Origin of the sequence: Paenilisteria portnoyi, assembly GCF_014322795.1 — a bacterium.
In the GTDB taxonomy this organism is placed as follows: domain Bacteria; phylum Bacillota; class Bacilli; order Lactobacillales; family Listeriaceae; genus Listeria_A; species Listeria_A portnoyi.
Genome location: NZ_JAASTT010000006.1, coordinates 1 through 20985, shown reverse-complemented (window position 1 = coordinate 20985; position 20985 = coordinate 1). Strand labels below are relative to the sequence as shown.

The window sequence follows — 20985 nt, the reverse complement described above, 5'->3', positions numbered from 1 at the left end:
ATGAGAATAAGTCTTGTTTCCACCTCCAAAAAGTATATAATAGAGATATTAATTGGAGGTGGGTGTAATATGATAAACATCGTGGATATGCATTGTGACGCGCTTTATAAGCTACAGGCGGGTGCTGGCAAAGTTACGTTTCAGGATTCGGAGCAGTTGGACGTGAATTTTGAAAAAATGATTGCGGGCGGCATCAAAATGCAGGCTTTTGCGATTTTTCTAGAGCCGACGACACCTGTCGAACAGAAATGGAAGAAAGCGATTGAACAGGTGAATATTTATAAGCAACATGTATTGCACCGGAATGGCGTGATTAAACCGCTTAGACAGTGGTCTGATGTGGATCGTGTGCCAGAGGAGAAAATTGCGGCATTCCTTACTTTGGAGAGTGTGGAGCCGATTGGGACGGACTTGCGCAAATTGGATCAAATGTTGGATTATGGCGTACTTTCGGTCGGTTTAACTTGGAATAATGCGAATCTGGCGGCTGATGGTATCGAGGAATCACGCGGTGCTGGCTTGACGGACTTTGGTAAGGCGATTGTGGCGCGATTGAATGATCGGAAAGTGTTCACGGACGTATCGCATTTGAGTGAGAAAGCATTTTGGGATGTGATGGAACTCGCGGATTATCCGATTGCCAGCCATTCTAATGCGAAGGCGATTTGTCCGCATCCTCGTAATTTGTCTGATGAACAGATTAAGGCGTTGCTTGAAAAAGATGCGATGATCCATCTGGTTTTCTATCCGTTATTCGTGAAAGAGACTGCGGATACCGTTTATATGGAAGATATCATTGCCCATATTAAACATATTTGCGATCTTGGCGGTGTTAAGAATATTGGATTTGGCTCTGATTTCGATGGTATTCCATATCACATTGAGGGGCTGGAAGATTGTTCGAAATATCCGGCGTTTATCGCGGAACTCAGAAAACATTTTACAGAACAAGAAATGAAAGGTTTTTGCTATGATAATTTTATCGCGCATCTACCGAAATAGTACGATACGCCTCCTAGCATCATTGGGAGGTGTTTTTATTTAGGTCTTATCGTGTGGGGTTTCGCGTGTTATAATAGAGGAGACGAGTATGAAATAGGAGGAGTTATCTCATGAGATTAGAGTCCAATTTTGTCCAGAAGCAGCAGCAGACGCAATCGATGAAGTTGATGATGACACAACAGTTGTCGCAATCTATCGCTATGTTGCAGTTTAATATGGAAGATTTGACGGCTTTTCTGGAAGATAAGGCACTGGAGAATCCTTTGATTGAGGTGATTCCGGGTGTGGATACGGCTCCTGATTATACAATAACGACGACGCGCAAAAAAGATAAGCTTGCAGGGGCGGACGATACAGACTGGCTGGAGCAGATTGCGGATACGACGATGACGCTTGCGGATGCATTGAAGGAACAGATGCAGTTTTTAGATATGACGAGTCAGCAGAAGTTGGCGTTGTTGTTTTTAATTGAAAGTCTTGATAAAAATGGCTATTTGCAGACGGAGCTGGATGTTGTGGCTTCGGCATTGCTTATTTCTGAGGGCGATGTGTTGGAAATGCTGAAGACGTTGCAGGGCTTTGAACCTGCTGGGGTCGGTGCGCGTGATGCGAAAGAATGTATTTTATTGCAAATCCAAAGGCATGAGAGGGCGCCGGATAAGGCTTACGCGCTGATTCATGATTATTTTGAGGACTTTGCGAATAAACGCTGGAAAAAGATAGCGGATGGCTTAGGTATCGAAATGGTGGATATTCAAGCGATTTCGGATTTCATTATTACACTTAACCCGAAACCAGGTGCGGAATTTGAATCGGAGCGGGTGCAATATGTTGTACCAGACCTTGTGTTGCAACGAGACGGTGATGAACTACGGGTCAAGGTAGCTAAGCAATTTTTGCCACGGATGAAGTTTCAAGAGGGTTATTTCAATATGATGCAGGCGACACAGGAAAAAGATGTGGCGGCATTTTTGAAGGAAAAGGCTGGCGAATTTGATTGGTTGAAGAAGGGCTTGGAGCAGCGGGAAAGTACGATTGGTCGTGTTGGTGAGGCGATAGTGCGGCATCAGCGGGATTTCTTTTTGCATGAGGGGAAACATTTACAGCCATTGACTCTAAAGGAAATCGCGGAGGAAATTGATGTCCATGAATCGACGGTGAGCCGGGCGGTGAACGGGAAATATATGGAGACGGTGCAGGGTGTGTACGAGTTGAAGTACTTTTTTTCATCGAGCCTGACGAAGAAAGCGAGCGAAGAATCGGATGCTGGCGATGTTTCAAGTCAAAGTATTAAGAAGCTAATCCAGCAATTTGTGAACGAGGAAAATAAGTTAAAACCACTTTCTGACCAAAAAATTGTGGAGATGTTGGATGAGCGAAATATTCAAGTTTCGCGCCGTGCTATTGCGAAATATCGTGGTGAGTTGAATATTCTATCTTCATCGAAACGGAAAAGATTTGTTTAGCCTCTTGTCTATCTGGCGAGAGGTTTTCTTTTCAATTCGAATTGTTCATGTTTTAACATACTCAATCCGTGGAATATGTTAGTGTGTGCTTATTATATAGTAGGAACACAGTGTTAATAAATCATGAATTTTTCTTTAAATGATAGCTTAATGCTTGAATTTTGACCTAATCACTGGTAGAATAGTTGTTGTAGGGTAATGAAATAGCTACTTGCTTTATGGCAAGCGATTTACGAGAAGAGATGGGTTAGTTTAGAAACGAAAAGATGACTGGCGTTGCGTTTTAGTGGGCGATGGTCACAATAGTTTACTAGCAAAGACTTAGTTCTCTTGTTTTTTTAGTTTTATCGGGACGTCTTATGACTAAGCGGGTCAAGAAGAGTCCAAGATGGTTAGGAGACTTTGAAATGTCAGATATTATTAACATTCAAAAGAAATTGTTACCCGACATGCTTCTAGTAATGCAGAAGCGCTATCAGATCTTGCGTTCGATTTATTTTGCGGAGCCGGTTGGTAGACGGACACTTGCCCAGATGTTGGGAATGAGTGAGCGGGTGCTGCGTGGTGAGGTTGAATTTTTGAAAGCACAAGGGTTGATTGGCATTGCTCCTGCTGGAATGACAGTGACGAAGGATGGTCTGGTCGTATTTCGCGAATTGGAATCCGTTATGAATCAATTGACGGGAATACATACAATGGAAGATAAACTGCGCGAGAAATTAAAGATCAAAGCTTGTTTTGTCGTTCAAGGTGATAGCGATGTGACGCCATGGGTTCTGGAAGAAATGGGACGTGTGGCACTCGAACAACTGGATATATCACTCACGGGGAAGAAGAATACCATTGCCGTGATGGGTGGTTCTACAATGGCGACGCTAGCCGAAATGATGACACCTGATTTTTCAAATGGACGCGAATTACTTTTTGTCCCAGGGCGTGGTGGACTTGGTGAGGATCTTAATAATCAAGCGAACACGATTTGTGACAGGATGGCAACGAAGACGAACGGCAAACACCGTATGTTTTATGTACCGGAACAACTTGGCGAAGAAGCGTATCAATCATTGATGAAGGAGCCCGCGATTCAAGAAGGACTGCGACTCGTTCAATCGGCAAATGCGATATTACACGGTATTGGCGATGCAATGACGATGGCACAGCGCCGGCACACGAACGCCGAAACAATGCAGAAAATCACGGATAGACAGGCCGTGGGAGAAGCATTTGGCTATTACTTCAATGAGCAAGGAGAAGTCGTGTACAAAGTTCCAACATTTGGCTTACAATTTGAAGACCTACCTCGCATACCGAACATTATTGCGCTAGCAGGAGGCACTTCAAAGGCCAAAGCAATCAAGTCGTATATGAAAACCGCTCCGGCACATACGATTTTAGTAACAGACGAAGGAGCCGCAACGATGCTTTTAAAAGGGGAAAACACCCTTTTGAAATAAAAAATTTCATTATTTTCAAGGAGGAAATTGACTTATGACAGTTAAAGTTGGTATTAATGGTTTTGGACGTATCGGACGTCTAGCATTCCGTCGTATTCAAAATGTGGAAGGTATTGAAGTTGTTGCAATCAATGACTTAACAGACGCTAAAATGTTAGCTCACCTGTTGAAATATGATACTACTCAAGGTCGTTTCGATGGCGATGTTGAAGTACATGATGGTTATTTCAACGTGAACGGCAAAGAAGTTAAAGTTTTAGCTAACCGTAACCCTGAGGAATTACCATGGGGCGAACTAGGTGTAGATATCGTTCTTGAGTGTACTGGTTTCTTCACTGCGAAAGAAAAAGCAGAACTACACATCAAAGCTGGTGCTAAAAAAGTTGTTATCTCAGCTCCTGCATCTGGCGACATGAAAACAATCGTTTATAACGTAAACCACGATACTTTAGACGGAACTGAAACAGTTATCTCTGGTGCTTCATGTACTACTAACTGTCTTGCTCCAATGGCTAAAGTATTAGAAGACAAATTTGGTATTGAACAAGGTCTTATGACTACAATTCACGCTTACACAGGCGACCAAATGACGCTTGATGGTCCTCACCCAGGTGGAGACTTCCGTCGTGCGCGCGCTGCAGCAGAAAACATCACTCCTAACACGACTGGTGCTGCTAAAGCAATCGGTCTTGTATTACCATCACTTGTTGGTAAATTAGACGGTGCTGCTCAACGTGTTCCAGTTGCAACTGGTTCATTGACTGAATTAGTAACAGTTCTTAAGAAAGACGTTACTGTTGAAGAAGTGAACGCTGCAATGGAAGCTGCAAGTGATGCGGATACATTCGGTTACACTAACGACCCAATCGTTTCTTCTGATATCCAAGGAATCACTTTCGGTTCTTTATTCGATGAAACTCAAACTAAAGTCCTTTCAGTTGGCGGCAAACAATTAGTGAAAACTGTTGCTTGGTATGACAACGAAATGTCTTACACTGCACAATTAGTTCGTACACTTGAATATTTCGCTAAAATTGCTAAATAAGATTGCTAAGAACTAAATAATAAACAAATAAGCGGGAACAGGTCTTTTGTTTCCGCTTTTTATTTGAAAAGTATGGAGGAAAAGAATTATGGCTAAAAAAGTTGTGACCGATTTAGACTTAAACGACAAAAAAGTTCTAGTACGTGTTGATTTTAACGTTCCAATGAAAGACGGTAAAATTACCAATGATAATCGTATCGTAGCGGCACTTCCAACGATTCAATATATCCTTGAACAAAACGGGAAAGCAATTCTTTTCTCTCACTTAGGTAAAGTGAAGACCGAAGAAGACAAAGCGGACAAATCACTTCGCCCAGTTGCTGAACGTTTGAGTGAATTATTAGGTAAAGAAGTGAAATTCGTACCTGTAACTCGTGGCCCAGAGCTTGAAGGCGCGATTAACGAAATGAAAGACGGCGACGTTATCCTTTTCGAAAATACGCGTTTTGAAGATGTTGACGGTAAAAAAGAAAGCAAAAATGATCCAGAGCTAGGCAAGTATTGGGCTTCTCTAGGTGATGTTTTTGTAAATGACGCATTTGGTACAGCTCACCGTGCACATGCTTCTAACGTTGGAATCGCTTCTAACCTGGATTCTGCGGCAGGCTTCCTAATGGAAAAAGAAATCAAATTTATCGGTGGCGTTGTGGATAACCCATCACGTCCGCTTGTTGCAATCCTTGGTGGCGCGAAAGTTTCCGACAAAATCGGCGTTATCGAGAACTTAATCGAAAAAGCAGACAAATTACTTATCGGTGGCGGAATGGCATACACATTCTTCGTAGCGCAAGGTAAAGAAGTCGGCATTTCTCTTTTGGAAAAAGACAAAATCGATCTTGCGAAGAGCTTACTTGAAAAAGCAGGCGACAAAATCGTACTTCCAATCGACAATGTTGTTTCTCATGAATTCAGCAATGACGCACCATTCCACACGGTTGACTCGAACCACATCCCAGCTGACGAAGAAGGTTTGGATATCGGTCCTGCAACAGTGGAACTTTTCACAAAAGAATTGCAAGGCGCGAAAACAGTTGTTTGGAACGGTCCTATGGGCGTGTTCGAAATGAGCAACTTTGCTAAAGGAACAATCGGCGTTTGTGAAGCAATCGCGAATCTTGAAGGCGCAACAACAATCATCGGCGGTGGCGATAGTGCAGCTGCAGCGATGGACCTAGGTTACGCTGACAAATTTACACACATTTCAACTGGTGGCGGAGCTTCTCTAGAATACCTAGAAGGCAAAAAACTGCCAGGCGTTGAATCAATTAGCGACAAATAAGGAAGGTGGAATAAATTATGCGCAAACCTATCATTGCAGGAAACTGGAAAATGAACAAAACAGCTGCGAAAGCTGGACAATTTGCTGAGGACGTTAAGAATAAAGTTCCAAGTAAAGATGTTGTGGATTCCGTAATCGCAGCACCAGCTTTATTTTTAAAAGAATTAGTTGGCTTGACTGAGGGAACTGATCTTAGAATCGCAGCTCAAAATACTTATTTTGAAGACGAAGGTGCTTTCACAGGCGAAATCAGCCCGTTTGCAGTCGCTGATCTTGGCGTTTCTTACGTTGTTATCGGACATTCTGAGCGTCGTGAGTATTTCCACGAAACAGACGAAGATATCAACAAGAAAGCACACGCAATCTTCAAACACGGCATGACTCCAATCATCTGCTGTGGTGAAACATTGGAACAACGCGAAGCTGGCCAAACGAATGAATGGGTTAGTGGACAAATCCGTGCAGCGCTTAAAGGCTTGACGGAAGCGCAAGTTGCTAAGTCTGTTATTGCTTATGAGCCAATCTGGGCAATCGGAACTGGTAAATCTTCAACAAGTAAAGACGCTAACGACACATGTGCTGTTGTTCGTCAAACGGTTGCAGAAGTTGTTTCTAAAGAAGCGGCAGATGCTGTTCGTATTCAATACGGCGGTAGTGTAAAACCTGAAAATATTGCCGAATATATGGCGCAATCCGACATTGATGGAGCTTTAGTTGGTGGCGCGAGTCTTGAGCCAGCATCATTCTTAGCTTTATTGGAGGCAGTGAAATAAATGGCAAAATCACCTGTAGCTATCATCATTCTTGATGGTTTCGGTTTACGTAACGAAACAGTTGGGAATGCTGTTGCCCTAGCTAATAAACCTAACTTTGACCGCTACTGGGAAACATATCCACATGGACAACTGAAAGCAGCCGGCCTTGATGTCGGTCTTCCAGAAGGCCAAATGGGTAACTCAGAAGTTGGACATACAAATATCGGTGCTGGACGTATTGTTTACCAAAGTTTGACGCGTATTGACAAAGCCATTGAAGAAGGCGAATTCGCGAAAAATGAAGCTCTAAACAATGCTTTCACGCACACAAAAACGAATAATTCCGATCTTCACTTGTTCGGCTTGCTTTCAGATGGTGGCGTGCATAGTCACATCAATCATTTAGTTGCTTTGCTTGAAACGGCGAAGAAAGAAGGCGTGAAAAACGTCTATATCCATGCTTTCCTTGATGGACGCGACGTGGCACCACAATCCGCAGTAGGATATTTAGAAACATTGCAAAAAGCCATTGCTGATCTTAACTATGGCGAAATTGCAACGGTTTCTGGACGCTTCTACGCGATGGATCGTGATAAACGCTGGGAACGTGTCGAAAAAGCCTATAACACAATCGTTAAAGGTGAAGGCGCGCAATTTGAAGATCCAGTGAAATTGGTTGAAGCTTCTTACGCGGATGGCAAAAATGACGAATTCGTTGTTCCTGCTGTTATTGCAAAAGACGGCAAACCAGTCGCAACTGTGAAAGATAACGACGCTGTTATTTTCTTCAACTTCCGTCCTGACCGCGCGATCCAACTTTCGAATGCGTTCACGGATACAGAATGGGAACATTTTGACCGTGGCGACAAACATCCGAAAAATGTGAAATTCGTGACGATGACGCTTTATAATCCGAGTATCGTGGCAGAAGTTGCTTTTGCTCCGATGCCAATGACGAACGTGATCGGGGAAGTTTTATCTAATGAAGGCTTGTCGCAATTGCGTATTGCTGAAACTGAGAAATATCCTCACGTTACTTTCTTCATGAACGGTGGGCGTAACGAAGAATTCCCTGGTGAAAGCCGTATTCTAATCGATTCGCCGAAAGTGGAAACGTACGATTTGAAACCTGAAATGAGCGCCTATGAAGTAACGGACGCGCTAGTAGCAGATATCGAGAATGATAAACATGATGCGATTATCTTAAACTTTGCGAATCCTGATATGGTAGGTCACTCAGGCATGGTTGAACCAACGATTAAAGCGATTGAAGCAGTGGATGAGAACCTTGGACGCGTTGTCGATGCAATTTTGGAAAAAGGCGGTTCTGCGATTATTTTCGCCGATCACGGTAATTCTGAAACGATGACAACACCAGAAGGCAAACCACATACAGCGCATACGACAGTTCCGGTTCCTGTAATCGTGACAAAAGCTGGCGCAACCCTGCGTGAAGGCGGTCGCTTAGCCGATGTAGCCCCAACGATGCTTGATCTTTTAGGCGTGAAAAAACCAGCAGAAATGACTGGCGAAAGTTTAATTCAAAAATAAGCAAGGTCTGCTTTGCGTTTTCCGCGAAACAAGGCTAAAATAAGAAGGTAAGCAACCGGTAATTCGGTCACTTCCTTACAAAATTCATTTTTAGAGGAGAGTATAAATTATGTCTATTATTACTGAAGTATACGCACGCGAAGTTCTTGATTCCCGTGGTAACCCAACTATCGAGGTAGAAGTTTACACAGAAACTGGCGCATTCGGTCGCGCATTAGTTCCAAGTGGCGCATCTACTGGTGAATATGAAGCAGTAGAATTACGCGACAACGATTCAAGCCGTTACATGGGCAAAGGTGTTTTGAAAGCAGTTGAAAACGTAAATGACATTATTGCAGACAAAATTATCGGTTTTGACGTAACAGACCAAATCGGTTTAGACCAAGCAATGATCGAGCTTGATGGTACTGAAAACAAAGGTAAATTAGGCGCTAACGCAATTCTAGGTGTTTCTTTAGCAGCGGCTCGTGCAGCAGCAGAAGAATTAGGCCTTGAGTTATACGAATACATTGGCGGAGTTAACGCGAAAGTATTGCCAGTACCAATGATGAACATCGTCAACGGTGGTGAACATGCTGACAATAACGTAGATATTCAAGAATTCATGGTTATGCCTGTCGGAGCTAAAACGTTCTCTGAAGCATTACGTATGGGTGCTGAAATCTTACACAACCTTAAAACAGTTCTTAAAGGTAAAGGCCTAAACACTGGTGTTGGTGATGAAGGTGGATTCGCTCCTGACCTTAAATCGAATGAAGAAGCACTAGAAACAATCATCGAAGCAATCAAAAAAGCTGGTTACACTCCAGGCGAGCAAGTTAAATTGGCTATGGATGCAGCATCTTCTGAGTTCTATAACCGCGAAACTGGTAACTATGAACTTAAAGGTGAAGGCGTAACTCGTACTTCTGAAGAAATGGTTGCTTGGTACGAAGAGTTAGTTAACAAATACCCAATCATCTCTATTGAAGATGGTTTAGACGAAAACGACTGGAAAGGTCACAAACTATTGACTGAACGCCTTGGCGATCGCGTACAATTAGTTGGTGATGACTTGTTCGTTACAAACACGAAGAAATTGAAAGAAGGAATTGACAATGGCATCGCTAACTCAATCCTTATCAAAGTTAACCAAATTGGTACGCTTACTGAAACATTAGACGCTATCGAAATGGCTAAACGCGCTGGTTACACAGCAGTAGTTTCCCATCGTTCTGGTGAAACAGAAGACAGCACAATCGCTGACATCGCTGTTGCAACAAACGCTGGACAAATCAAAACAGGTGCTCCAACTCGTACAGACCGTGTTGCTAAATACAACCAATTGTTACGTATTGAAGATAACCTAGGTAACTTAGCACAATATCACGGCGAAGATACTTTCTATAACTTGAAAAAATAATCGCTATAATACAGGAAACCCCCAGAAAAAAATTCTGGGGGTTTCCTGTATTTACCGATAGATGTTTATAAGCGGATATCAGGTTGGAAAATTTGATGAATTAACTATGATGTTACTTATGATTTTTTATATGAGCAGACCTGTTAACATTTATAAATAGAGTTTTTACTAGTAAAAAGACCATTGCTATTAAAAATAAAATATATATCCAACTACCTGTACTAAAAATCCCATAAATAAAAATTAATGAAGCTACACTATAAACACATATTTGGACAATTTTCCATGTTTTTGCTGCCAATTAAATCAACTCCTATATTTTTGGTAACGCTTGCATTTCGTTTGTGTTTATTGTAACATAATAGTAGGAAGGATACAAAATTGAAATGAGGAGATCGGAAATGAGTTTCAAAAAAATTATATCAGCGATTTCGATAGGGGTAATTGGAACAACGTTATTTTACCCTCTGATGGCAAATGCAGAAGTAGCAGAATCAATTGATGGAACTGAAAGCAAAGAAATTTATTCAGATGTTGAGATTGTAGCTGAAATAAGTGAAGGATCCAATATAGATAAAAAGAATGAATTTAGCGAGGAAGCTTATGAACTAATGGAGAACTCGCCTCTTGGCGTTGAAGTGAAATTACCTGTGACGGAAATAAAGACAGATCGTCCGTTATTAAAAAGCGCAAGTGGTTGGACAACAAGTACAAATACCTCATCAAAGAAATTAAAGAGTATGGTATTTCTAAACTATCATCCAGACTTTCCTGAGAAAAAGCATTATGATGGATATTTTTTCTCAGCTACCAAAAAAAGGTCAGGTAGTGCTAGTTTAACATTAGGATTCGGCCCACTTTCTTTTACTGTGGCTGCTGCTTCAGCTGGCAGTGGAGGTTTTCTTAAAGCGGATCTTAAAAGGTACAGTAGACCTGCTGTAAAGGGAGATGTGTACCAAAATAACTACACCATTAAATATTATAGTGGTAGCGGAATTCTATATCGTACGGAATATAAAACATATAAGAGTACGAGAAATTCTGAAATTTATATTAAATACCCTTGAGCAGGAGGCGTGACACTTGAAAAAAAAAATAATAATTATAGTATCAGTGCTACTCCTCAGTCTAGTTATATTTTTAGTTATAAATAGAAATAATTTTTCACCAAATAATTCTGAATTTAGACTGTATGACCAATTTTACCTAACTATAGGTGGAAAAGATTTGGAAACCCTAAAAAAACCAACAAAGCAAGATATTAACGAACAAATTGGAAACATTCAAGGGATTTGGAGGTATGCGCCAATGATGTCAGACTTTCAAAGCCCAACAATACCAGATAAATCTGTAGTCTACTCAGCTAAAGGGTTTCCCATAATAAAGGATAAAGATCAAACATACTATGCGCGGTTAATTGTAGTGACTCCTGATAATAAATTTTTCTGGTTTTACTGCATTCCTTAGAGTTGGAACTTGTGAAAAAGCTGTTAAGTCAAGTGCAGAAAGTTATGGTAGGCCGGAATAACTGATATATCGTAAATGTAATTAGTGAAAGCCATACAAATTCATTTTTTTGGTTTTACTTCACATCACAATAATAATAGTACTTTTAGGGCTTAGAAGTGTGTTTCTTTCTTATGAGAAGCACACTTTTTATTTTGCAAGGCATGGAGGGAAGACTTTAAGTTTTATAGCATTACCTATATTATCCCGTTGCAATGTAATCTAAAAGCCAAAGTAGCTATTTTCTGCTATAATAATTTTACTAAGGATATTGAGATATGATTAATTAAGAAGTAAGATACCACGACACAAATCGAGCGTTTGTCGCCGATATACTTTAGCTTATGCAAAAGGCCAGGTGATCACAATGAAAGCACATGTGAACGGAATTGAACTTTCTTATCATATTTATGGCAGGGGTGAACCGCTTGTTTTGCTGCATGGAAATGGGCAGAGCCATGGTGCGATGAAGCGACAAATTGACTTTTTTCGAAAAGAGTATCAAGTGATTGCGGTAGATTCGCGTGGTCATGGGAAGTCGGAATTAGGTTTCAGGCCGCTTGATTTTCAGGTTATGGCGCTGGATATTTTATGTTTATTAGATTTTTTGAAAATAGATAGGTATCGCATTATCGGATATAGTGATGGTGGCATTATTGCGTTGGAAATGGCGATGTACCAGCCAAAACGGCAGGTGCAGATGGTTGTGATTGGAACCAATTATGATACGAGTCAGATTAAATGGTGGGCGAATATCTTTACGTTCGTTGGTTATTTATTTTCGATTCTCCTGACACCATTCAGCTTCTTTTTTAGGCGTGTTAAGGCGCAGATGGGATTGATGATTTTTCATCCGCATATTAAAGAAGGAGATTTGGCGAGGATTTCAGCGCCGATGTTGGCGGTTATTGGTGAATATGACGTGATTTCAAAGGCTGATACTAGGAATATGGTGAATTTGGTTCAGCGCGGTAAGATGACGGTTATTCATCATGGGACGCATTTTTTGATTCGCCAAAAAACGCGGGAGTTGCATCAGGTTATTGTTTCCTTTTTTGACGAAGATGTGACGTAAATCTAGGGACAAAGTAGCTAAATAATGTTTTTCTGCTTATTATGTGAGAATTAGATTGACAGTTCCTCCGTTTGGCGTTATCATATGTCTATTGTATAAATTACTTACCCCAAAAATAGAGATTGTGAACGGTGCTGAATCCTTTGATAGCAAGGGTTTTCAGGACCCGAATCAAAAACTGGCAATTGGCGTCAATATGGCGTACAATGAGGGCAAGTTAAGGAAGATGGAGGAGTGCAATTAATCATGAGTACGGATCGTAGCTTTCTTTTAAAAGCAGGCAATCGTGCTGTTCTATTACTGCATGGATTTGCAGGAACGACAGAGGATGTTAGAGAATTAGGTGAATATCTAGCAGAGAATGGTTATACAGTATATGCACCAAATTATCGCGGTCATGGCGAGGAACCAGCAATTTTCCTGAAAACCACACCAGATATGTGGTATGAGGATGCAAAGGCTGGTTACAAACATTTACAAGACCAAGGATATCACGAAATAGCAATAGTAGGCGCCGCAATGGGTGGTGTTTTTGCTCTGAAAATGGCGGAAACATTTGATCCGAAAGCAATCGCTCCATTATGTGCGAACGTGAACCGCAAAATGCGATATATTCCAGTGGAGAAATACCTATTAAAGAGTATGAGTAGAGAAGGAATTGCAGACGCGGAAGCAGAAATCATGCTTGCGAATTATGCGCCTGAGATAAAAACAATGACAGACGCGCGTTCTGCGTTTTATAAAGCGGTGGCGAGCGATATCGAGCGAATTGAAGTGCCGACGATGATTGGACAAGGTTGTCAGGATGAAGAAATCTCAGCTGATGACGCGAACTATATTTTCAAAAATATCCACACGGATGATAAGCAACTTTGCTTTTATGCGGGCTCGGGTCACGATATTACAACGGACTGCGAGAAGGAAATTTTAGCTGAGGATTTAGTTTATTTCTTGGATGATTTGATGTGGCTAGAAGAAGTCGTGGTATAAGATAAGTGAGGAATGCCTGAGTGTGAGGTGTTCCTTTTTTGATGGGAGGTTTGTTTGATGGAGGAGTATCGGAAATTATTGTTGACGGTGTCGTATCGGATTATTGGTGAGATGGCGGATGCGGAGGATGTTGTTCAGGAGACGTACATAGAGTGGGAGAAGCATAAGGACGAGGATATTCTGAATCGGAAGGCTTTCTTGACTCGGATTGCGGTGAATAAATCAATTAATTTGGCGAAGTCGGCCCGGAAAACGCGTGAGGAGTATTATGGGCCTTGGATTCCGGAGCCGCTTTCGGAAGAACTAGAAGCGCAGTTGGAGCGGAAGGAACAGGTTAATTACGCGATGATGGTCGTGTTTGAGAGTTTGGAACCGAAAGAGCGGGCGGTGTTTTTACTGAAGGATGTGTTTGGTTATTCGCATCAGGAAATTGCGGATTTACTGGATATTTCGGTGTTGAATAGTCGGCAGGTTTTGACGCGGGCGAAGCGAATTATTGCCAACTCGGAACTGCAAATGGAGCGTGAACCAGGGGCCAATAAGTCGATGATTGCGCTTTTTGTGAAGAGTATTGACAATGGTAATATTGCGCCATTTATCGAGATGCTGACGAGTGAGGCGACGATGCAGATCGATGGTGGAAAAAGGAGACAGGCGCCGTTACGGGTTATACATACGCCGCTTCGAATTGGGGCATTTTTACGTGGGGTTACGGAACACGATTTCTTTGGGGATTCGCGTGAACTTCGGGTGATTGATGAGCAAATTTGTATGCTAATTAAGAAAGATGGGGAATTAGTTCGGATTATTTTTCTTGGTTTAAATATAGACGGGGACAAGGTTCAGAGTGTTTTTGTCGTGACGAACCCGGATAAATTGAAAAATTTTTGAGGAATTCTGTCACGTTTTGGCTTGCTGATTTGTCTTATTAGTGAGAGACGAAAGGAGAATGTAAAATGAGTACACGTTTTAATTTGATGAAGGAAAATGCAGCGGCCTATGCGGCTTTGGGGAATTTGGACACGTTAGGTCGGGAAAGCAGCATTCCGAAAGATTTACAGGAATTGATTAAGATTTATGCGTCGAGCTTGAATCACTGTGCGTTTTGCCTTGATATGCATACGAAAGAGGCGCTAGAAAACGGTGAAACGATTCAGCGTATTGTAGGTGTGAATGCTTGGCGTGAGGCTCCGTTTTATTCGGACAAAGAACGCGTTGTGTTGGAACTGGTTGAGGAAGTGACGTTCATTCATCAGCATGGTGTTTCTGATGCGGTTTATGCAGAGCTTGAGAAACATTATGGCGAGAAGGAAATTGGCGAGTTATACTTGTTGATTGCGACGATTAATGCGTACAATCGATTGGGTGTTATGAGCCAAATGCAACCAAAAGCAGATAAATAATAAATGAGAGGATTTACCGTTTTTGATGGTGAATCCTCTTTTTTAGGCTTTACCTTCTATGCAAAATATGCTATCATAAAAGGTAGTCAAAAAGAGGACGGTTTTAGGAGGAAAGAGCATGAATACAGCTTTAACAGTTTTATTAGTTATTGTATCAGTATTGTTAATAATCGTAGTTGTTCTTCAGCCAGGTAAGAGTAACGGGTTATCCGGAGCTATCTCTGGTGGAGCGGAAGAACTATTTGGTAAACAAAAAGCAAGAGGACTTGAGCGTATATTACATCGTACAACGATCGTTTTAGCGGTAATCTTCTTTGCAATATTGATTGCTTTAGGATTTTTCTTGTAATTTCGAAAAGCAGTGAACTCCACCTGAACTTGATTTGGGTGGAGTTCTTTCATGTGTAGCGTTAAGCGCAAAATTTCAATGCCTTCTTTTTGAATTTTACGTGTGGAGGCGGTACACTGGGAGTAATGATATTTTTAGAATGAAGGGGATTTTTTGATATGAAGATGAAGGCGCCAGAGCCATTTTTATTTGAGACGGGGAAACGTGCGGTTTTATTGTTGCATGGTTTTACGGGAAATTCGGCGGATGTGCGGATGTTGGGTCGGTTTTTGCAGGATAATAATTATACGTGTTATGCACCGCAGTATCGTGGTCATGGGGTATCGCCTGATGTTCTTTTGACGACGGGGCCGGATGATTGGTGGCAGGATGTGCTCGCAGCTTATGATCGCTTGAAATCGCTTGGTTACGAGGAGATTGCGGTGGCTGGGCTTTCGCTCGGTGGGCTTTTCTCGCTGAAGTTGGGCTATAATCGGCCGTTAAAAGGGATTGTGGCGATGAGTACGCCGACGCGGATGGATAGTTCGTCGCCGATTATTCAGGGTTTTTTGGATTATGTGCGTAATTATAAGAAGTATGAGGGTAAGACGCCGGGCGAGATTGATGCGGAGATGTTGGCGTATAAGGATGCGCCGATGGATACGATTGCGAAATTGAAGGATGAGATTCAAGATGTTATTCCGCAGATTGATATGATTTATGCGCCGATTATGGTCGTTCAGGGAAAAAAAGATCTGATGGTGGATGTAAATGGAGCGGAATTGATTTATAATAAGGTAGAGTCAGATCAAAAGGAACTGAAATGGTACGAGAATTCTGGGCATGTTATTACGATTGATAAGGAAAAGGCGCAGTTGCAAGATGATATTTTGGCCTTTTTAGATACGCTTGATTGGCATGTTTAAGTTTTACGAAGAGAGAGGAGGGAAACAATGAAGAAAATTGAAGATAAGATTTTAGAGTTTATGAAGGAATCGCCGAAAAAGACGTTTTCGCTGGATGATTTAGAGGTGGAGATTGGTTTGCAAGATGCGGAAGATTTTAAGGCGATGGTGAAGTCGCTTGTGGCAATGGAGGATCGTGGGGATGTGATTCGCACGAAGAAGAACCGCTATGCGTTCCCAGAGGAGCTTGATTTTGTGAAGGGGACTTTCCGGGCGCATGAGAAGGGCTTTGGATTTGTGCTTCCTGATGACCAAGAGCTGGATGATATTTTTATTCCACCAACGCAGGTGAATAACGCGATGAATGGGGATATTGTTTTTGCTAATATCACGAAGATTAAGGGTGATAATTTAGCGGAGGGTATGATTCATAAAATTGTGGAGCGGAAAACGTCGCAAGTTGTTGGGACGTATATGGAAGATTTGATGGGCGATCCGATTGTTATTCCAGATGATAAAAGGACTTTTGGACAGGTGGAAATTGATCTTGCAAGCGGTCTGAAACCTGTGGATGGTCATAAGGTTATCGTGGAATTGACGGAATACCCTGAGGGGCGTCATCGGGCGCGTGGGATTGTCAAAATGATTATTGGGCATCGGAATGATCCGGGTGTTGATATTTTGTCGATTATTCATAAGCACGGAATTCCAATTGCGTTTCCGGATGATGTGATGGAGGAGGCTAACAAGGTTCCTGCTGAAATTTCGGAAAGTGATATTGGGGCGCGTCGTGATTTGCGTGATCAGGTGATTATTACGATTGATGGCGCGGATGCAAAGGATTTGGATGATGCTGTAACGGTGTCGCAACTTCCGAATGGCAATCATAAACTGGGTGTACATATTGCGGATGTGAGTTCGTATGTGACGGAAGGTTCGGCGCTTGATCGTGAGGCGTCGGAGCGTGGCACAAGTGTATATTTGGTGGATCGGGTTATTCCGATGATCCCGCATCGTTTGTCGAATGGGATTTGTTCGCTGAATCCGCATGTGGATCGGTTTACGATGTCATGTGAGATGGAGATTGATGTGTCGGGAGCGGTTGTTTCGCATGAGATTTTTGAAAGTGTCATTAATACGACGGAACGGATGACGTATACGGATGTGAATGATATTTTAGTGGCGGAGAATGCGGATTTACGCGCGAAGTATGCGCCGATTGTGCCAATGCTTGAGGATATGTACGCTTTGTCCAAAATTTTGAATAAGAAACGGGATGCGCGTGGGGCGATTGATTTCGACTTTAAGGAAGCGCGTGTTGTTGTGGATGAAGAAGGTCGTCCGACGGGAGTTGTGACGCGGGAACGTTCGGCTGGTGAGCGCCTAATTGAGGAGTTCATGTTGGCGGCCAATGAATGTATCGCGGAGCATTTTTTCTGGATGCAAGTACCGTTTATTTATCGTATCCATGAAGATCCAAAAGAAGAGAAGTTGCAGCGTTTCTTCGAGTTTATTACGAACTTTGGCTTGGTTGTGAAGGGAACGGCGAATGATGTGCATCCGCGGGCTTTGCAGCAAGTTTTGGAAGAGGTTAAGGGGAAACCGGAGGAGATGGTGGTTTCGACAATCATGCTTCGTTCGATGCAACAGGCGAAATATGATACGGCGAACTTAGGGCATTTCGGTTTGTCGACGGAATACTATACGCATTTCACATCGCCGATTCGCAGGTATCCGGATCTGATCGTACATCGCTTAATTCGCGAGTATTTGATTCATGGGGATATTGATGACGCAACGATGGCGAAATGGGCTGAGCGCCTTCCTGAGATCGCAGAACATACGTCTAAAATGGAGCGTCGGGCTGTAGAGGCGGAACGTGAGACGGATGAGCTGAAGAAAACGGAATATATGGTGGATCATGTTGGTGAAATTTTTAAAGGGATTATTAGTTCGGTGACGAATTTCGGTCTATTTATTGAGTTGCCAAATACGATTGAGGGCCTTGTTCACGTGAGTACGATGAAGGACGATTATTACCAATTCCATCAAAACCAGCTTGCTATGATTGGTGAGCGTACTGGTCGGGTTTACCGCATTGGTGACGAGGTCGAGGTTGAGGTGACGAAGGTGGACGTGGATCATCGCGAAATCGATTTTGCGCTTCGTAGTCTTGGTAAGGAAACGCCTGGCTTTAAGCGGAGTAAGAAAACGGTTGAAATCTCGAAATCGTTTAAGAAAAATAAAAACCGCCCGAGTGGTGATAAGAAACGGAAGGACAACGATTCCTCGCGTAAGAAGGGCAAGCAAGATAGTGGGGACGCTGGACAACCGAAGAAGAAAAAGAAAAAACCATTTTACCAAGGTGTGGCAAAGGGCACGAAGCCGAAGAAACCACGCCGTTAGAAGGGAAGATGTAATATGCCTAAAGGTGATGGACGTTTACTAGCGCAAAATAAGAAGGCGCGTCATGATTATGCGATTGAAGAGACTTTTGAAGCTGGGATTGTGCTTCAGGGAACGGAGATCAAGTCGGTTCGTAATGCGCGCGTGAATTTGAAGGATGCCTATGCGCGAATCGATCGTGGCGAAATTTTTCTGCATAATATGCATATTAGTCCGTATGAGCAGGGAAATCGCTATAATCATGATCCGCTGCGGACGCGTAAGTTATTGCTACACAAGAAGCAAATTAGCAAGTTGATCGGTGAGACAAAAGAGGCGGGATACTCGATTATTCCGCTGAAAATGTATATCAAGGATGGCTATGCAAAAGTGCTGATTGGTGTGGCGAAAGGTAAGAAGAAATATGATAAGCGTCAAGATTTGAAGAATAAAGAAGCGAAACGTGATGTGGAGCGGGCGTTTAAAGAAAGACAGCGATAAGATTTAGATGTTGCTCGTGATTGGCTTTAATTTGCCATTTGCGAGCTGTTCGTGTATAATACTAGTTACTGTCACGTTTGGTGTTTCGCAAAAAGAAACATTTTTCTCGTGGAATGTTGATACTAACTCTAAACCATGCAGAATCAAGGAATCCCTCAATTGGGTAGGACGAAGATGATGCTTTAAACAAATTGAGCGAAAGCGTTTGTATTCAGCGAGTTTTGCAGAAGCCGGAAGCGGAGTGTACGACTGTACATGAGAACCGGAAGTCTGCAAAACTCGCTGAATGCGAGCGGTTGTCGCCAATTTACTAGGGTTATGCTCTGTATTGCGGGGACGTTACGGATTCGACAGGGATAGTTCGAGCTTGGATTGCGAGTCGGGGGGATCGGCCTCGTTACAAACGTCAAAGCCAATAATAACTGGCAAAACTAATAATAACCTAGCTTTCGCTGCCTAAGAACAGTCGATAGCTGATCCTCCGTGCATCGCCCATGTGCTACGGTAAGGGTCTCAAATGAAGTGGGATACGATTCTAAGTCTCCGTCTGGGGCTTAGGAGAAGAGCTCAATCAGACTAGCTTTATGGAAGCCTGTTGTCGGGCTGATGTATATGCGAAACTCTAATACGACGACTACGCTCGTAGAAGTCTAAGTGCCGTTATTTCTGGACGTGGGTTCGACTCCCACCGTCTCCATTACATGGGGAAACGCTTGAAGCATTGATGTATAATATGCTTCAAGCGTTTTTTTGTGCTTTGACCATGCCATACTGAAATGAAATTTCATCTAATTTGATGCTCTTTGTGAGCTTTTGTGTCATTTGGATTTGACATGAATTTCTTGACCGAATGCTATTTTTTTATTCATCAAGTACTAAATTTTAAAGCAGATTTTTGTAGCAGTTCTTATGTGACATAGAGATTGGATAAATATCAATGAAGTAGACCATAAAATAACTAAAATTAGGTATTAATAACTTAAAAATAGAAAGGTAGAAATCGATATGTGGATTAGTGTGAAAAACGGATTATAAAAAATCCCAAAGCGTTCGTTATTGTAGAACCTATTTTCCTTAGTCTTTTTCATATTTACGTAACATTTGACATATTAATGAAATAATTATACAATTCAAGTATAGAAAAAAGATGAAAATGTTAGCGGTAGCAATGTCTTGTTCATTTGCATTTGCTGTCGTATCCCCAGCTTTAAATGTCAATGCAGAAGAAAATTTGGAAGATGTAATGTCATCAGTAGAAATAAATCAATTCGATGTGGATGCCTCCCAAGCAATTTCTGAAATTGATAGTGTAGGGGTAGAAGAGATTGTAAGCGAAGATGCACCAACTACCTCAAATGTCCAACTACTTAAAGCAGCAGCTTATAAAAATAAGACTTATTCTTATAAAAGAGGTGGCTTTGCTGCGTGGTGTAGAGATAATATAAGTTATAAATATAATGGAGTTACAGTGTCGGAAAATAGTAAGTGGCAAGAAGCTGGCTATATTTTCCCAAATATTATTTCAAAAAAAGGAATCAAAATCGTTGCCACTGGTACAGGATACAGGGATTATAGAGGCACAAAAACATATAAGATTGGAAACACCAAGTCCGTGGGGAGATTTTGCCTTCAGCGCATTTGATAAAACAGATCATTACAGAGTGAAATCCAACGGCTCTGGTTATCTGAAATAAAAAGGTTTTAAGGTTCGATTAAGTAAGGCAGTTGCAATGTGTATTCTTAAATTTGCAAATGCACTACTTTTTAAAATATGGATTAGTGGAGTGGTAAAATGCTAGAAATTATTAATTTAGAAAAGCATTATAAGAATAAAAAAATATTAGCAGGTTTTAATTTAAAGTGATATGCTCCCTATAGAGTAGACAATGGAAAAAACAAAAATTCCAAATCTACTTTATAAGGGAGTTTTTTGTATGT

20 protein-coding genes and 1 other RNA gene are annotated in these 20985 nt (G+C 41.8%); 20 read left to right on the top strand and 1 reads right to left on the bottom strand.

Annotated features, from left to right (window positions below; genetic code table 11):
* Positions 1–72 precede the first annotated feature (72 nt).
* From HCJ66_RS05625 to HCJ66_RS05580, 10 genes are all read left to right on the top strand, one after another.
* Entirely contained in the window at positions 73–1002 is a 930-nt protein-coding gene (locus HCJ66_RS05625) for a membrane dipeptidase (RefSeq protein WP_187132350.1), read from the top strand.
* Positions 1003–1112: 110 nt separating this feature from the next.
* Positions 1113–2468, top strand: a complete 1356-nt coding sequence (gene rpoN, locus HCJ66_RS05620) for an RNA polymerase factor sigma-54 (RefSeq protein ID WP_187132248.1) — start codon at positions 1113–1115, stop codon at positions 2466–2468.
* Between the two features lie 407 nt (positions 2469–2875).
* Positions 2876–3922 carry a sugar-binding transcriptional regulator gene (locus tag HCJ66_RS05615; protein ID WP_187132247.1) on the top strand — a complete coding sequence of 349 codons (1047 nt, stop codon included), beginning with the start codon at positions 2876–2878 and terminating at the stop codon, positions 3920–3922.
* Between the two features lie 34 nt (positions 3923–3956).
* A complete protein-coding gene (gene gap / locus HCJ66_RS05610) occupies positions 3957–4967 on the top strand; it encodes a type I glyceraldehyde-3-phosphate dehydrogenase (protein ID WP_187132246.1) in 1011 nt (336 codons plus the stop codon).
* 88 nt (positions 4968–5055) lie between these two features.
* Positions 5056–6246, top strand: coding sequence for a phosphoglycerate kinase (locus HCJ66_RS05605; protein WP_187132245.1), 1191 nt, complete (start codon positions 5056–5058; stop codon positions 6244–6246).
* Positions 6247–6263: 17 nt separating this feature from the next.
* A complete protein-coding gene (tpiA, locus tag HCJ66_RS05600; RefSeq protein ID WP_187132244.1) occupies positions 6264–7019 on the top strand; it encodes a triose-phosphate isomerase in 756 nt (251 codons plus the stop codon).
* A complete protein-coding gene (gene gpmI, locus HCJ66_RS05595; RefSeq protein WP_187132243.1) occupies positions 7020–8552 on the top strand; it encodes a 2,3-bisphosphoglycerate-independent phosphoglycerate mutase in 1533 nt (510 codons plus the stop codon).
* A gap of 109 nt (positions 8553–8661) precedes the next feature.
* Entirely contained in the window at positions 8662–9954 is a 1293-nt protein-coding gene (gene eno / locus HCJ66_RS05590) for a phosphopyruvate hydratase (RefSeq protein WP_187132242.1), read from the top strand.
* A 401-nt stretch (positions 9955–10355) separates the two neighbouring features.
* Positions 10356–11021, top strand: coding sequence for a hypothetical protein (locus HCJ66_RS05585; protein ID WP_187132241.1), 666 nt, complete (start codon positions 10356–10358; stop codon positions 11019–11021).
* A 16-nt stretch (positions 11022–11037) separates the two neighbouring features.
* Complete coding sequence (locus HCJ66_RS05580) at positions 11038–11421, top strand: hypothetical protein (protein WP_036063604.1); 384 nt, start codon at positions 11038–11040, stop codon at positions 11419–11421.
* Between the two features lie 23 nt (positions 11422–11444).
* Here the strand turns inward: HCJ66_RS05580 and HCJ66_RS16470 are convergent, their stop codons facing one another.
* A complete protein-coding gene (locus HCJ66_RS16470) occupies positions 11445–11516 on the bottom strand; it encodes a hypothetical protein (RefSeq protein ID WP_187132349.1) in 72 nt (23 codons plus the stop codon).
* A 311-nt stretch (positions 11517–11827) separates the two neighbouring features.
* Between HCJ66_RS16470 and HCJ66_RS05570 the strand changes: the two genes are divergently transcribed.
* The 10 genes from HCJ66_RS05570 to HCJ66_RS05525 all read left to right on the top strand — a co-directional run bounded on the left by HCJ66_RS05570 (position 11828) and on the right by HCJ66_RS05525 (position 20689).
* Entirely contained in the window at positions 11828–12535 is a 708-nt protein-coding gene (locus HCJ66_RS05570; protein WP_187132240.1) for an alpha/beta fold hydrolase, read from the top strand.
* Positions 12536–12781: 246 nt separating this feature from the next.
* Complete coding sequence (locus HCJ66_RS05565) at positions 12782–13525, top strand: alpha/beta hydrolase (RefSeq protein WP_187132348.1); 744 nt, start codon at positions 12782–12784, stop codon at positions 13523–13525.
* 57 nt (positions 13526–13582) lie between these two features.
* Complete coding sequence (locus HCJ66_RS05560) at positions 13583–14416, top strand: sigma-70 family RNA polymerase sigma factor (RefSeq protein WP_187132239.1); 834 nt, start codon at positions 13583–13585, stop codon at positions 14414–14416.
* 65 nt (positions 14417–14481) lie between these two features.
* Positions 14482–14928: a carboxymuconolactone decarboxylase family protein gene (locus tag HCJ66_RS05555; RefSeq protein ID WP_187132238.1), complete on the top strand. Its 447-nt coding sequence runs from the start codon at positions 14482–14484 to the stop codon at positions 14926–14928.
* A gap of 118 nt (positions 14929–15046) precedes the next feature.
* Positions 15047–15277: a preprotein translocase subunit SecG gene (gene secG / locus HCJ66_RS05550; RefSeq protein WP_181677464.1), complete on the top strand. Its 231-nt coding sequence runs from the start codon at positions 15047–15049 to the stop codon at positions 15275–15277.
* Positions 15278–15435: 158 nt separating this feature from the next.
* Complete coding sequence (locus tag HCJ66_RS05545) at positions 15436–16182, top strand: alpha/beta hydrolase (RefSeq protein ID WP_187132237.1); 747 nt, start codon at positions 15436–15438, stop codon at positions 16180–16182.
* A gap of 27 nt (positions 16183–16209) precedes the next feature.
* Positions 16210–18567, top strand: coding sequence for a ribonuclease R (gene rnr, locus HCJ66_RS05540; protein WP_187132236.1), 2358 nt, complete (start codon positions 16210–16212; stop codon positions 18565–18567).
* A 15-nt stretch (positions 18568–18582) separates the two neighbouring features.
* Positions 18583–19047 (top strand): SsrA-binding protein SmpB, encoded by a 465-nt coding sequence (gene smpB, locus HCJ66_RS05535; protein WP_036076812.1) that lies wholly within the window; start codon positions 18583–18585, stop codon positions 19045–19047.
* A 332-nt stretch (positions 19048–19379) separates the two neighbouring features.
* Positions 19380–19747: a transfer-messenger RNA gene (gene ssrA, locus HCJ66_RS05530) on the top strand.
* A 447-nt stretch (positions 19748–20194) separates the two neighbouring features.
* On the top strand, positions 20195–20689 hold the full coding sequence (locus HCJ66_RS05525; RefSeq protein ID WP_187132235.1) for a lacticin RM: 495 nt from the start codon (positions 20195–20197) through the stop codon (positions 20687–20689).
* The last annotated feature ends 296 nt before the right edge of the window (positions 20690–20985 follow it).